Source organism: Chitinophaga agrisoli (assembly GCF_008386695.1).
GTDB classification, from domain to species: Bacteria; Bacteroidota; Bacteroidia; order Chitinophagales; family Chitinophagaceae; genus Chitinophaga; species Chitinophaga agrisoli.
The window spans coordinates 2,497,384-2,512,103 of sequence record NZ_VUOC01000004.1 but is presented as its reverse complement, the minus strand read 5'-3'; the positions used below and the strand labels follow the sequence as shown (position 1 = coordinate 2,512,103).

Sequence of the window (14,720 nt, the reverse complement as noted above, 5' to 3'; positions counted from 1 at the left end):
ACCCGAAATATACTATAACGTGGTACAAATTCCAAAGGGCTTTCGCCAATTACATCTGTTTAATGATCTCGTCTGCAAACTCGCTTGTAGATACCAGGGTGGCATCATCCATCAGTTTATAGAAATCGATGGTCACACGTTTGCGCATGATGGCGGTGCTCAGACCGTGTACGATAATATCCGCCGCTTCTTTCCAGCCCATATATTCCAGCATCATTACGCCGCTCAGGATCACGGAGCTGGGGTTCATGGTATTGGTGTTGGCAAAGCGGGGCGCTGTACCGTGGGTAGCTTCAAATACGGCGTGGCCGGTAATGTAGTTGATGTTACCACCGGGCGCGATGCCTATACCGCCTACTGCAGCTGCAGAGGCGTCTGAGATATAGTCGCCGTTCAGGTTCAGGGTGGCTACTACGGAGTAGTCCTGGGGGGCCAGCAGGATCTGTTGCAGGAAGTTGTCTGCAATCACGTCCTTGATCAGGATCTTTTTGTGGGCCAGGGCAATGTTCAGCTCTTTGTTGGCAGCGTCTTCGCCTGCTGCCTTTTTGGTGGCTTCCCAGTCTTCCCAGGTGTATACCTGCTCGCCAAACTCGCGTTTAGCCAGCTCGTAGCCCCAGTTCTTGAAGCCGCCTTCGGTAAATTTCATGATGTTGCCTTTGTGCACCAGGGTCACAGAGGGCAGTTTATGTTCGATAGCGTAGAGGATGGCAGAGCGTACCAGCCTTTCTGTGCCGTCTTTGGAAACGGGTTTGATGCCCAGGGAGGAGGTTTCCGGGAAACGGATCTTCTTTACGCCCAGGTCGTTCTGGAGGAAGTTGAGCAGTTTCTGCGCTTCCGGGGTACCGTACATATATTCAATACCGGCATATATATCTTCTGTGTTCTCACGGAAGATCACCATGTTCACGTTTTCCGGATGACGCAGGGGGGAAGGCACTTTGTTGAACCAACGTACGGGCCTAACGCAGGCGTACAGGTCCAGTTCCTGGCGCATAGCCACGTTCAGGGAGCGGATACCGCCGCCCACCGGGGTGGTCAGGGGGCCTTTGATGGAGATCAGGTACTCCTTAAACGCGTCCAGGGTGGCCTTTGGCAGCCATTCTCCGGTTGCCTGGAAGGCTTTTTCGCCCGCCAGCACTTCTTTCCACTCAATCTTGCGCTTGTTATCATAGGCTTTGGCCACGGCGGCGTCAAATACGCGCACACTGGCGGCCCAGATATCGGGGCCTATTCCGTCGCCCTCTATAAAAGGGATAATGGGATGCTCAGGAACCTTCAACTGCCCATTGGTCATTACAATCTTTTCTGCCGGCATAAAACAGTTTCTTTATGTGATATAATCGAGCGCAAAGGTAATACGATTTACTATTCACCGGTACGATTTGTGGGTTTCACCCCCCTGGTTTACGCCGTTTGGACGGCCAAAATGGAAGTACGGGCAAAGGAAATGCAATTTCGCCGGTCTTTTACCCCCGTTTACCGGAACTCAGGTATTTTTAGCCTAAATGGGCTTGAAGTACCCGCCTCCCCGTCCTAGTTTTGTATCACAATCTTACAAAAATGGAAATTCAAAACGAGAAGCAAAATATAGTGGACCCGAGAAGAGGCAAAAGCATATGGGGAGGTATTATCCTCATTACTGTGGGCACCTTCCTGTTCCTTCAGAATATGGACCTGGGCGTACCGCATTGGGTATTTTCCTGGCAGACGCTGGTGATCGTCATCGGTTTACTGGTAGGCCTTAAACATAATTTCCGGGGCGGGCCCTGGTTTGTGATGATCCTGGTGGGTACGATCTTCCTGCTGAAGGATATGGGGATCCTTACTTTCGACTTTGCCCGGTATGGCTGGCCTTTAATATTGGTGATCATAGGGGTGTTTATGTTAACCAAACGTCCTTCTTATCACCGGAACCGGGAATACCGGAAGCGCCGCTGGGATGACGAGGCTTATAAGGATCAAGCCGTCAAGCGCCATGAAAAAGTGGCGGATTATCTCTCAGAGGATTATCTCAGCGCTACGGCCATCTTTGGCGGGGTAGACAGGATCGTACTCTCCAAGAACTTCCGGGGCGGCGATGTTACCTCCGTGTTTGGCGGGTCAGAGATCAACCTTACCCAGGCAGATTTTGAAGGTACGGTGATACTGGATACCACCACCATCTTTGGCGGGGTAGAGCTGATAGTGCCTTCCAACTGGGATGTGAAGATGGAGATCAACACCATCCTGGGTGGGGTAGAGGACAAACGTGCGGTGGAGCTGATCAAACCCGATCCTAATAAGGTGCTGATCATCAGAGGTACCTGCGTGTTTGGCGGCCTGGATATCAAAAGTTATTAAGCCATTTAACCTGTATTCTTTAGCTGATAGGCTTTATGCCAACTTTTAACCCTTTTTAAAATTTGATTTGTATGCGTTGGTTTGTAGCGAAAATAGTTTACCAGATCATTTGCGGCAGTGGTAACCATATGCCCCAGTTTGACGAGCAATTACGGCTGATCAGTGCCGGCACCAAACAGGAAGCCACACAGAAAGCCCGCGAGATAGGCCTGCAGGAACAATATGCCTTCAGGAACCAGAAACAGGAGCTGGTAGAATGGAAGTTCATCAATGTACCGGAGCTGTACACGCTGGATCAGCTGTCTGACGGTATGGAGCTGTACTCCCGTATCGAAGAGCCCACAGACGCTACCGCTTATGTAGCCTGGCTGCAGACTAAATCTGCCCAGCTGCAGGAACAGCGGCTGATCGAGCTCAGTTAAGCATTCCTGATCTGCTATCCGCCCAGGCGTGCGGCGGCTTACATTCAATAACCGCTCCGCCACTAAACATCAATTACAAAGCACTGTGATCAAAAGACCTTTATCAGACCGCTCCTTCCGCTGGACACTTATAGTAACCACCTACGTATTTCTTTTGATATACGGGGTGGTACTTATACAGTGGTACCGCCTTAGCCCGGCCATTGCCTGGGCAGACAGCGCGGTGCATCTGCTGCTGCTGGCCTTTGCGGTGCTGCTTATCCATCATAATCTTTCGTATTACCGTCCCGGTAAAGGCAGGTACGTGTTTGTGATCAGTTACAGCACGGTGCTAACGGGGCTCTGGCTGGCGGCAGCTACCTGTCAGCTTAAGTATTTCTTTCACCTGGATACCGTCTATGCACAATGGCTTAACCAGTCGCTGCCGGTGCATTTTATTATAGGCTGGCTGGTGATCACCGGTATGGGTCTGCGCAGCCTGGCATTCTACGATATGGTAGAGCAGCGCGAAGATCTGGCGCGTAAGGAGACCTCCGAAAGGTTATCCCGCGAAGCGGAACTGTATAAGCTGCGCCAGCAGCTGCAACCGCATTTCCTGTTCAACAGCCTTAACTCTATTAATGCGCTGATCGCCATCCGGCCGCAGGAGGCCAGGGAAATGGTGTTGCGGTTGTCAGACTTCCTGCGTGGCACGTTGCGCCGGGAAGACCAGCAATGGATATTACTGCCGGAGGAATTGCAGTACCTGCAATGGTACCTGGATATTGAAAAAGTGCGGTTTGGTCACCGGTTATCTACAGAAGTAGTGGCGCAGGCGGGGACAGATACCCTGCTAATGCCGCCCATGCTGCTGCAACCCGTGGTGGAGAATGCCATCAAATACGGTTTATACGATACTACAGACGCTATTACCATCACTATAAAGGCCTGGGTGCAGGATAATATGCTGTATGTACAGGTGCAGAACCCGTACGACAGCGCGCTGCAACAGCCGCATCGCGGCACCGGTTTTGGCCTTAGCTCCATCAGGCGCAGGCTATACCTGCTGTTTGCCCGCCAGGACCTGCTGGAGACCAGCTGCGATGATCTGATCTTTACCACACTTATTAAAGTACCGCAACCACATGATAAAAGCAATAATAATTGATGATGAGCCGCTGGCCCGTTTAGTTGTAAGGGAATACCTGCAGGGCTTTCCGCAGGTGACCGTACTGCAGGAATGTAATGACGGTTTTGAGGGGCTGAAAGCTATTCAGCAGCACCAGCCGGATATCCTTTTCCTGGATGTGCAGATGCCTAAGATCAATGGCTTTGAAATGCTGGAGCTGGTAGAGGAGATGCCTGCCGTGATCTTTACCACTGCTTTTGAGGAACATGCCATCCGTGCATTTGAAGTAAATGCGGTGGATTATCTGCTGAAACCTTTTTCAAAGGACCGGTTTGAAAAGGCGTTGCAGAAATGGCTGGACCGGCAGTCATCAACAAATACGACGACGACAACGCCGGACACCACGCAACTGCTGGAAACAGCTGCGGCATCGCCGTTGCAGAGTAACCGTATTGTGGTAAAGATCAATGGTAAGATCAAGATCATCCCGGTACAGGATGTGCATTACCTGGAGGCGGCGGATGATTATGTGAAGATCGTTACGCAGGAAGGGCCTTTCCTTAAGAACAAGACGATGTCGTTCTTTGAGCAATCACTGGACCCGCAGCAGTTTGCGAGGGTACACCGGTCGTATATACTGAATGTGAACCAGGTGACCCGGATAGAGCCATATGAGAAGGAGAATCATTTGGCGATATTGCGTAACGGGGCTAAGGTGCCGGTGAGTAAGACCGGGTATCCAAAGCTGAAGACAGCGCTGGGGTTATAGGCCCTGGTTGCCGGTAGCGGTGGGAGTGTTGGCGGTTTGGAAGCCTTTGCGGGTCATTTCGCCCCAGGAGCGGCTTTTCCGGAAATAGTCCACATAACCGCGAATGGCGGACCATACTACAAAAGGGTGGAAGATGAAGGGCTCTGAAAGGGCGGCCAGCACCAGTTTTGTGACCTCTTTGCGCCGGCGGTACTGGTTATACGTAGCTACTTCTATATAGATGGCAAAGATAGAATTGAGATAGCCAAAGCAAATGATGAAGAGCAGGAATGCGATAAACATCTGCCAATTGATCAACCCAAGGGAAGCCAGTATACAAAAGAAAATCAGCCCGGCAAACTCTATGGCGGGCGCCAGCATTTCAAAGAACAGCCAATAAGGATAACTTAGCACGCCCAGTGTATCATACCGTGGGTTCAGGAACAGGATACGGTGGAACTGCATGGTCTCAATGGTGCCTCTTGTCCACCGGTTCCTTTGCCGCCCCAGTACGCGGGTGTTTTCCGGGGCTTCTGTCCAGCAAAGCGGATCAGGAATGTATGTTACTTTATACGGTAAACCCATCTCGTGCATAAACCCCCGCATACGTACTACCAGCTCCATATCTTCCCCTACGGTATTGTGTTTGTACCCGCCGCAACGGATGGCGATCTCTTTATCAAATGCGCCAAATGCGCCGGAGATCAGCAGCAAGCCATTTAAATGCGCCCAGGCCATCCGCCCCAATAAAAAAGCGCGTATATACTCCAGCGCCTGCATGCGCGCCCAGTAGTTATCCGGTAAGGATACGCGGGTAATGCGCCCATCCTTTACCAGGCAGGAATTGGCGATACGTATTACACCGCCGGAGGCGATCACTTTTCGGCCTTTATCCTCTTCCAGGAATGGTTTCATCATTTTCAGGATCGCATCCTGTTCGAGTATGCAGTCTGCATCTATGCAAACGATATAATCGTGGCTGGCGATGTTAATGCCTACATTCAGCGCGTCTGCTTTACCGCCGTTCACCTTATCCACCACTACCAGTTTGCGGTAGGCGGGATGCCGTGTTTTGTATACGCCGCGTACCTCTTTGGTGGGGATGCGGCTGTTGACAAAAAAGTCTACTTTCTCCAGGCCGTAGGCGTCTATGAGGCGCTGCAGGCTGTCGTCCTTACTGCCATCGTTGATCACTACGAGCTCCAGGTGGTTATAGTATAATGAGAGGAGGGAGCGCACGTTCTCTACGATATTGGGCCCTTCATTATAGGCCGGCGCCAGTATACTTACGGAGGGCGCGTAGGGCGATGAGGCCAGCAGCCGGTAATCCGTATACTCGTTTTTGTGGAGGTAACGCCGGGTAGCGCCTATGGAACTAATGGCGATGATGATATAAAACGAGATCAGCACTACGGCATACAGGAAGAGGCCCGCTGCAAAGAACAATACAATGTCTGCTGTTATGCTCATACGGTGACGCCGTTTTTGATGTGAAGGAAGATCTGTTTATGTACGGGGGCGCCGTGGTGTGCCCTTTGCTCCAGGAGGAGGGCGCCGTTGCTGCAACATTTCAGGATGATCCGGCTGCCTTGCAGCTTCACCGCCGGGTCTGGATTATCCAGCAGCTGCAGGAGGAACGGGAGCTCCCGGTCTGTGGCCATATTTTCCAGGCTTTGGAGGACGATAGGTTTATTGGCCGTTGTTTCTGCCCGGTATTGTTTTACCAGCACGGCAGGGGTGTCTTCGTTGCCTACCCTTATCAGTGCGCGGATGGCGTGTGCACGGATACCGGCATTGGGGGATTGGAGGCAGGCGATCACTTCTTCCCTTACCTGTAGCTGCTGGTAGAGATCAGTTAGTTTCAGGGTAAATACCACTACATCCGGGTTAGGGCTTTTTAGCCAGTTAGCCAGATGATCAAAATTACCCGGGTCCAGCGGGGTTAGCTGGTCTATGAGCCTGAGCTGCTGCCAGTGGCTCATGGGGCGGGTAAGCGTGTCTAGAAAATGGAGGCCGTTAAAGCCGGCAAAGGCCAGTACGGCTATCTGCGCTTCCATACGCACATGTTCATTACGGCTGTTGGTATAGCGGTTTATCTTTTGCTGCATACCGGCCTGCTCCATCATGTACAGCTCATAGATGCCGCGGGCTTTTTTATGCCATTTGCGGTGGCGGAATTGGGCGATAGAATCTGTTTGCAATCCCATTTGTTCATAGAGCCAGATGATATTGCGCGCGGCCAGGCCGATGAGGTTTTTTTTGGTGTTGATGAGCTGACCGATGGCATATTGCCGGGCGAAGCTGTTGCGGCGGCCCGGTTGTAACAGATCTGGTATGGTGAATGCTGTGTTGGCGGATACATCGCCCATGAGGGCCTGGCTTAGCCATTCATCAAAGAACTGCTGTACCTGCTCCTGCAAGGCGTGTTTTTGCCTGCGCTGGCGTAAGCGGAGCCGGGTGCGCAGTAAGATCAGCAGCAACATGGCTACGATAAAAAAGGTGGCAGCGTACAATGTTGTAGCTGGTATGGAGTAGGGGAGTATCAAAGTGCCAGTTTATTTTATGCCCATCAGTTTTTTTACCCGTATGGATAGTTCGGTAAGGCTGAAGGGTTTGGTCATGTAATCATCCGCGCCCAGGCGGAAGGCCTCTTCTACAATGTTCTCCTGGCCCATGGCGGAGAGTACCATTACGCGGATATCTTTCTCCGTCATATCTTTTACGGCGCTTACGATCTCGAGCCCGGAGGCGGAAGGCAGCATAATATCGGTGATCACTATATCTGGCAGTCTGGTCCTGATGTTCTCCAGTGCGGCTACGCCTTCGGAGCAGGATATGATCTCGTGGCCTTCCCTTTCCAGTTTTATCTCTATGGTCTTTCGGATCAGGTTGTCATCTTCGGCAATCAGGATCTTCATACAATTTGGTTATGGTAATGGGGTAAATAGCATTATGGTTACTGAAAGTAAATATAAATTAAAAAGTGCGTATATGGACACAGGTTTGAATGTGCTTGAAAAATTATCAATACCTTTAATACTGAAGCCCTTACACGCTGGTGTAGATGGCCCCTATTATTGACCGTAGCCTACTTGATATGACCTGTATCCCCAATATTACCAGGCACTGTATCTTATTATCCCTGCTGGCGCTGACCGCTTACTGGCAGGCATATGCGCAGGAACGCCGCAGTTCTGATGAATTGTTCCAGGATGCCCGCCATGCCGCATTTGAAGAGAAAGATTATCCGCAGGCCATCCGCCTGAGCCGGCTGGCGCTGGCGCAGAGCCCGGATTACAGCGAGATCCGTGTGTTCGTGGGCAGGGTATATACCTGGGGTGATCATCCTGATAGCGCGCGTACGGAGTTCCATTATGTGATACAGGCGCATCCGGACTATGAGGATGCTTATGTGGCCATTACGGACCTGGAGTATTGGAATGACCGGCCGGATACGGCGCTGGTGTATGTTACGCAGGGCCTGCAGCAGCACCCTCAATCTGCGCCTTTGCTATTACGTAAGGCCCGTGTGCAGGCGGCGCTTAAACAGCTGCCGGAAGCCGCCAAAACTGCTAATGCTTTGCTGGTCCTGTATCCCTCCGATGCTGCGGGGCGCGCGCTGCTTAGTAGTATCCGGGACCAGGTGCGGAAGAATAAGATCGATATCAGTTATGATTATACTTATTTTGATAAGCGCTTTGACCAGGCCTGGCATCTGCTTAGCGTAAGCTATGCCCGCCAGACAAAGATGGGGACTATACTAGGGCGTATGAACTACGCTAATAAGTTTGGGGAGGATGGCGTGCAGGGGGAAATAGAGGCTTATCCGCGCATTTCAAAGACGTTTTACGCATATGTAAGCGCCGGTTATTCCGGCAGCGATATCTTTTCCAAGTACCGCAGCGGTTTGTCCCTGTATGCTAACCTGCCGGCCAGTTTTGAGGGGGAAGTTGGATTCCGTTACCTGTATTTTGATGATGCTGTTTGGATCTACACGGCTTCTATAGGTAAGTATTATAAGAACTGGTGGTTTAATCTGCGGACTTTCCTTACGCCTGGCGAAGGGGAGCTGTCCCGGTCTTTTGCGGTGACCGCGCGGTATTACACTGCCGGAGCGGATGATTATTTTTCTATTGGCCTGGGTACCGGCGTGTCACCGGACGACCAGCGGAATAATATCAACTATGCTATTAATACTAACCTGATCACGTATAAGTGGCTCCTGGGGTATCAGCGTACCATATGGCGGCAAAATATCATTGGCGCGGGCGTTACGTGGTATTATGAGGAGTACCGCAAGGGTACGTATGGTAACCAGGTGAATATCGGTATTATGTTGCAGCGGAGGTTTTAGGCTGGCGCCTCCATGCTTGATAACGATCCCTATATAAGTTTATCGTTTCCATGCTTTATATAACGAGTCCGGTATAAGCCGGTTGGTTTGCAGTAAACGGTCATTACGTTGCTGGAAGCGGTTAAAACCGGCGGTAAGGGTTTTGTTTGTCTCCTCGTCCGTGGCCGGTTCCAGGTCCATATTAGGCAGTATCTTAAACAGGCTGCCATGGTTGAGCATCCAGCCGCCGGCTACATAATCTGCCAGATCAGTTTTTGTTTGCATTAATGGATAATGATGGATGTTCCGGAAAGCCCGGGCCGTATCCAGGCCGTTGCCTATCCAGGTTACCTGTTGCGGCGCGGTAAATTGCGGGTAGCCCTGCAGGTAGGCCAACAGGGAAGGCGTAATGTCGAAATGGGAACTGATGGCATTAAAGCTGGCATTACGTTGCAGTAATGGCGAATGTAGCAACAGGAGGGTATGGTAACGGTCTATACGGGAGCGCATAGGTATTTCCGGCAGGCGGTGATCGCCTGTGATGAGGAAGATAGTATGCGCATAATCCGGCCGTTTGGCGTATTCGTTGAAGAAGTAACGTAAGGCGTTATCCATGTACAGGATAGAAGCGTAGACGTCTTTGTATTGTAAATGGGCCTGTAGTTCTGTTTCTTTTAAGCCCAGGGATTGGATGCGTGCGGTGGCCTGGGCATCATAGCAGGCTTGGTCCGGCACGCGGAAGGGGGAGTGGGTGGATATGGTGAGCAGCACATCCAATCTTGGTTGGGAGTTGTTCGCGGGCGTGGCATCCAGGTATTTTTGGAACAGGGCTTTATCTGAATGGCCCCAGCTAAAACCGCCACTGGCCGGCAGCATTTCATAGCCTTCGCCAAAGCTGCCTTGATCAATAACGGTATCTGCGCCTTGTTTTTTTATGAACAGGGACATGTTGTCAAAGCCGGCATTTCCGGCGTATAAGAAGCGGGTGTGGTAGCCATTGCTTTGGGCGATAACGGGCAGGGTAAGGGCAGGCGGCATCTTATCGCCCAGCTCACAGAAACCGTTACGGGCAAAAGGGAGGGAGCCCAGGATGGTAGGTAGCACAGCAAATGTGCGGCCGCCGCCGCTGAGCAGGTTTTGCCAGTACAGGCTATGCGTAGCCAGGGAATCTATAAACGGCGTAAAGCTGCCCAGGTAGGCATCCGGACCGGAGAAGGCCCGGCCCAGCCCTTCTATGAGGATGATCACGATATTAGGCCGTTGCAGGGTATCCGTGCGCAGGAATGGGCCCAGCACATTGTCTGTATTGGCCTGGCGCAGAAAGGGGTATTGTTCGCCACCTATGTAATGGTATTTACCACTTTCATTGTCTTTGGCATCGTCCAGCGCGGCGAGATCCTGCTGTCGTTTACCGGGGAAAAAATGTTCCTCTGCCTTTACCAGGAAATAGCCGGTTTTATTGAGCGCTACGTTGCCGCTGAACTCAGAGCGGAAATGATTAGCTGTAAGGCTTTCTGAAATGGGTATGATCAGGAACAACAGGCATACCAGCACAAACCAGAAGCCTTTTCTATTGCCGCGGATGCGCCGCCTGGCCATCAGGATGAGTAATCCTGTTATGAGCGCAAATATCAGTACAATGGTGATCACCAGTGCTGGCTGCACGGTGCCTGCGGCGGCGCCTACGGTAAGGCGGATATCATCCCAAGTATAGCCAAAGACGTCAGCGCCCAGCGGGATGGCTGTTTGCCGGAAGTACATGATCAGGAGCAGGCTGGTGATGGCGTAGAGTCCCATCAGCAGGAAGAATATAGTGTCTGCTATTTTGCGGCTGATGAACATGTAGAGTAAGAGATAGGGGATCACTATCCAGCGGAGGATGCAGAAGAGTGTAAGCACGTCTGTAGCCAGTGCATGGCCTGCTACTGCTATGGGCAGCGAGGGCAGTTTACCGCCCAGCCACAGGCCCAGCAGGTCTGCCGCCCGGAGTAATACGATCAATCCCAGCCAGAGGCAGGAGCAGAGGAGGAACCGGTTAAAGGCCGGGATCCATTGATGCAGGGGGGCTATCTTCATACGTGGAAAAAAGCTTATTGATAATCCTGTAATAATTGTTGACAAAGGGACAATTCCTGTAGCAGCTCATCTGCCAGGGTTTGCAGGGCTGCCGGCTCCATGGTGGTAGCTGTGATTTCCAGCTGCCGTCCCAATTCTGTGAGCACGGACAGGCCTGTGGTGGCGGATAAGCCATATAGCTTATGGCCCAGGCGGTACCAGGCTTGTCTGTCTGCCAGGTCTGTATTGCGGAAGCCGTCTTCCAGCTGTTGCAGCTCTGCTGTTATCATACGTACTACTTCCTTAACAGCCGGCGCGTCCGGGCTGGTTTCGCCAAGGTAGTAGAGCACTTTATCTATGTTAAAATGATCGTTTGCCGGTGCTTGTACCGGGGGCGTTTCCGCGGGTGCATGGCCATTACCGGTCCATTTCTCCAACATGACCAGCATGTCTTCTTCTACAAAAGGTTTGGACAGGAAATCGTCCATGCCGGCGGCCAGGCATTTTTCTTTTTCTCCTTTCAGGTTGGCGGCGGTAAGGGCGATGATGGGCAGGGCGCGGCCATATGCTTTCCGGATCTGTTTAGTGGCCTCGTAGCCGTTAATGCCGGGCATCTGCATATCCATAAAGATCAGGTCCGGGCGGTCTGCAACGGCCATCTCCACGGCGGCGGCGCCTGTTTGCGCTTCCAGGACCACGGCCGCGGGCATGGCCCTTTTGATGATGGTATGGGCCAGGAGCATATTGATGGCGCTATCTTCCGCCAGTAATATTTTCAGGTGTTTATGCTGCAGACGCTCGTTGGCTGTTATCACGGGGCGGGTGCACTCCTGCTGCTGATGCACGCCGGCCAGGGCATTACGCAGGTCCTGTAGTTTAATAGGCTTTATGAGGCGTTGGGCTACATGATAGCGTTCACAGGCACGTATCACTTTTTCATCATCGGCAGAGCTGTGCAGCAGTATTACGGGCATGGCGGTGGCTGCTGCGTCTGCGCCTTCCCGTAACCTGCGGATGGTTTCCAGGCCGTCCATTTCCGGCATGTGGTAGTCGATGATCATCACATCGTAGCGGTTGCCGGCTTCCAGCAATTGCAAGGCAGCGGCGCCGCTGCCTGCCTGGTCAGAGCTGATATCCTGTAGTAACAGCATTTGATGAATGATGATACGGTTATGCTCATTATCATCTACGACCAGCGCGCGATGCAGCTGCTCTGGTTTTGGCCAGGGCTGGCGCTCGTCATACTCTATTTTAACGGGCAGCTCAAAGCTAAAGATGCTGCCTTTACCAGGCGCGCTTTCCAGCTGCAGGCGGCTGCCCATTAACGCCAGCAGGCGGTTGGATATGTTAAGGCCCAGGCCCGTGCCGCCGTATTTTTTGGTGATGGAAAGATCTGCCTGTGAGAATGCTTCAAAGATCGTACGCTGATGCGCCGGGGCTATACCGATGCCAGTATCCCGTACCTCGAAACGCAGGATGGCATGGCCATTTGGCAGGGGGGCAACGGGTGTTATCTTTAGTTCTATCTCGCCTTTTTCTGTGAACTTGACGGCGTTCACGAGCAGGTTCATAAGCACCTGTTTGAGGCGGATGGAATCTGTCCATATAAAAGAAGGCAGCTGCGGGGAGAGGTTCAGCAGCATTTCTATATCCTTTTGCTGCAGCTGGTATTTGATAATATCGCTTACCTGGCTACTTAACTCCGGGAGGTTGTACCGGCCAATGTCCAGCTCCAGCTTATTGGCTTCTATCTTGGAAAAATCGAGGATATCGTTGATGATGTTCAGCAATACATTGGCGGATTCGTTTACGATGCCCAGGTATTGGTATTGGTTATCACTGAGGCTGGTTTTCATCAGCAGATCTGTGAAACCGATAATGCCGTTCAAAGGCGTGCGGATCTCGTGGCTCATGTTTGCCAGGAACTCTGATTTGGCTTTGCTGGCCTGTTCTGCCTGTTTGCGGGCTTCTTTGAGCTCTTCGCGGTGGCGGCGTGCTTCTGTGATATCCTGGGTGAAGAGGATGATGCCGCCTATTTCATCTTCAAAAAGGTACCAGGGGCGGACCTCCCATTTCAGGTAGACCTCCCGTTGTGAGCCGCGGAGGCGCCAGATATCCTCATCTTTCTTTTCCACTACACCTTTGAGGCAGCGGCGATAAATAGCCCGCCATTCCTGGGCGATGCCGGGGAATACTTCGTAGTGGGACCGGCCTTTGAGGTTTTGTCCGTTAAGGCCATAATCCTCCAGCCAGCGGTTGCTGTAAGCGATGTATTTAAGGTCTTTATCAAGCATAGCCACGGCTGCAGGGGCATGTTCCACAAACGCTGCCAGGAAGGTACGGGAGCGCAGCATTTCGATGCTGGTCTTCATACGTTCGTCAATATCCTGCACGGTGCCATACAGGCGGGTACATACGCCATTTACAAATTCTGCAGTGCCAATAGCCCTTACCCATATCTCGCGCCCTTTGGCGGTTAAGAGCTGTATTTCTATGTCAAAGGCGGTGCCTTGTTGCAGGGCGGCGGCTACCGTTGCTTCCATTATTACGCGGTTTTCGCCCTCCGGGTAAAAAGACAGGCCGGTAGCCAGGTCCGGGACAAAATCGTCTGGCACTTCATGGATCTCACGGGTTACCCGCGACCAGAACATGTTTTTTGCCGGTACATCCAGTTCCCAGAAACCAATACGGGCTACGGAGTTGATCTCCTCCAGCATTTCCCTGGTGCGTTTGAGGGTGGTTTCCAGTGCATGGCGGTCTGTGATGTCGAGGGCATTGCCCAGCACGTATTCCTCACCCGCGGCATTCTTCTCCAGGACGTTGTTGAACAGCCAGATGCGGGGGCTGCCGTCTTTGTGCATGGTATGCATGAGGCCTTTTACCCTTTTGTGCTGTTTGATAAGGGCCAGGTATCCATCTACCTCATGTTGCAGGTGTGGAAGAACGGCATCGTAGAGGGTCTTATTTTCCAGTTCGTCTATGGTATATCCCAATGCAGCGGCGCTGGCGGGGTTTACGGCCAGCAGTGCGCCATCCAGGTCATGGAGGCACATCAGGGCATCTGCATTGCTGAAGAATTGTTCGTAGATCTCTGGCATATTGTGCGTGCGGAGCCGCCGGAGTAATACCAGTGCGGTATTTGCCACTGCCAGCAGGGCCTCCCGTTGTGATTTTTTTAGTGCGCCGGGATGCGGGTCCATTACTGCCAGTATGCCTACGGGAAGACCGGTTGCGGGCGTTGGTGGCTGCTGTGCGTCTGTTGTTGGATCTGCCGCCGTACCGGGTAATTCCGGGAAAGCATCATTCCGTTGTGGATCTGACAGCTTTTTTAACAGCGCGTTGGTCAGGGTAATGACATGTTCCGGTTCCGGATTGGCGGCTTCCAGTAACACACCGGCGAAAAAGCGGTAGGGTGGTCTATCCTCAGGGTGGCCGGTGAAGCGGTTATCGTGGAGCACATCCACTATTTCCAGTAGCGGGCGGTGCTGTGCTACCTGGCTGCAAAGCAGCTGCTCCCAATCGTTGGCTTCGCGGCCATCGGCGTGGAACCAGCGGTTATGCGGCCCGGGGACAAAGACAACAGCGGCTGTTTTTTTACATACAAGCGCTGCCAGCTTAGCTACCTGTTCTATACCGGTATATTCTGGCGTTTTTTGCATTGAGGTTACAGTAGGTGTCCTGACAAAGATAGCTGCTTTTATTGAGCGGCGATCA

The 14,720-nt window shown here is 52.2% G+C and carries 11 protein-coding genes; 5 read left to right on the top strand and 6 right to left on the bottom strand.

Annotated features, from left to right (window positions below; all coding sequences use genetic code 11):
* Nucleotides 1–49: 49 nt before the first annotated feature.
* Nucleotides 50–1,315 (bottom strand): NADP-dependent isocitrate dehydrogenase, encoded by a 1,266-nt coding sequence (gene icd / locus F0L74_RS29040; protein ID WP_149841391.1) that lies wholly within the window; start codon nucleotides 1,313–1,315, stop codon nucleotides 50–52.
* A gap of 245 nt (nucleotides 1,316–1,560) precedes the next feature.
* Here icd and F0L74_RS29035 point away from each other — a divergent pair, with 245 nt between their 5' ends.
* From F0L74_RS29035 to F0L74_RS29020, 4 genes are all read left to right on the top strand, one after another.
* Nucleotides 1,561–2,340 (top strand): LiaF transmembrane domain-containing protein, encoded by a 780-nt coding sequence (locus tag F0L74_RS29035; protein ID WP_149841390.1) that lies wholly within the window; start codon nucleotides 1,561–1,563, stop codon nucleotides 2,338–2,340.
* 71 nt (nucleotides 2,341–2,411) lie between these two features.
* Entirely contained in the window at nucleotides 2,412–2,762 is a 351-nt protein-coding gene (locus F0L74_RS29030; RefSeq protein WP_149841389.1) for a DUF4288 domain-containing protein, read from the top strand.
* Nucleotides 2,763–2,847: 85 nt separating this feature from the next.
* Nucleotides 2,848–3,909 (top strand): sensor histidine kinase, encoded by a 1,062-nt coding sequence (locus F0L74_RS29025; protein WP_246197851.1) that lies wholly within the window; start codon nucleotides 2,848–2,850, stop codon nucleotides 3,907–3,909.
* Nucleotides 3,887–4,639: a LytR/AlgR family response regulator transcription factor gene (locus F0L74_RS29020; RefSeq protein WP_149841388.1), complete on the top strand. Its 753-nt coding sequence runs from the start codon at nucleotides 3,887–3,889 to the stop codon at nucleotides 4,637–4,639. The genes F0L74_RS29025 and F0L74_RS29020 overlap by 23 nt, the downstream gene beginning before the upstream one ends.
* On the opposite strand, the gene F0L74_RS29015 is transcribed toward F0L74_RS29020, so the two are convergent.
* Genes F0L74_RS29015 through F0L74_RS29005 form a run of 3 tightly spaced genes read right to left on the bottom strand, consistent with a single transcriptional unit; the run spans nucleotide 4,634 to nucleotide 7,536 of the window.
* Nucleotides 4,634–6,088 carry a glycosyltransferase family 2 protein gene (locus F0L74_RS29015; RefSeq protein WP_149841387.1) on the bottom strand — a complete coding sequence of 485 codons (1,455 nt, stop codon included), beginning with the start codon at nucleotides 6,086–6,088 and terminating at the stop codon, nucleotides 4,634–4,636. The genes F0L74_RS29020 and F0L74_RS29015 overlap by 6 nt on opposite strands.
* A complete protein-coding gene (locus tag F0L74_RS29010) occupies nucleotides 6,085–7,164 on the bottom strand; it encodes a HEAT repeat domain-containing protein (protein WP_149841386.1) in 1,080 nt (359 codons plus the stop codon). The genes F0L74_RS29015 and F0L74_RS29010 overlap by 4 nt, the downstream gene beginning before the upstream one ends.
* 9 nt (nucleotides 7,165–7,173) lie before the next feature.
* Nucleotides 7,174–7,536 (bottom strand): response regulator transcription factor, encoded by a 363-nt coding sequence (locus tag F0L74_RS29005; RefSeq protein ID WP_149841385.1) that lies wholly within the window; start codon nucleotides 7,534–7,536, stop codon nucleotides 7,174–7,176.
* A gap of 146 nt (nucleotides 7,537–7,682) precedes the next feature.
* Between F0L74_RS29005 and F0L74_RS29000 the strand changes: the two genes are divergently transcribed.
* Complete coding sequence (locus F0L74_RS29000; RefSeq protein WP_149841384.1) at nucleotides 7,683–8,972, top strand: YaiO family outer membrane beta-barrel protein; 1,290 nt, start codon at nucleotides 7,683–7,685, stop codon at nucleotides 8,970–8,972.
* 39 nt (nucleotides 8,973–9,011) lie between these two features.
* On the opposite strand, the gene F0L74_RS28995 is transcribed toward F0L74_RS29000, so the two are convergent.
* Together F0L74_RS28995 and F0L74_RS28990 are read right to left on the bottom strand one after the other, a co-directional pair.
* Nucleotides 9,012–11,027, bottom strand: coding sequence for an LTA synthase family protein (locus F0L74_RS28995; RefSeq protein ID WP_149841383.1), 2,016 nt, complete (start codon nucleotides 11,025–11,027; stop codon nucleotides 9,012–9,014).
* A gap of 14 nt (nucleotides 11,028–11,041) precedes the next feature.
* Entirely contained in the window at nucleotides 11,042–14,665 is a 3,624-nt protein-coding gene (locus F0L74_RS28990; RefSeq protein WP_149841382.1) for a response regulator, read from the bottom strand.
* Between the last annotated feature and the right edge of the window lie 55 nt (nucleotides 14,666–14,720).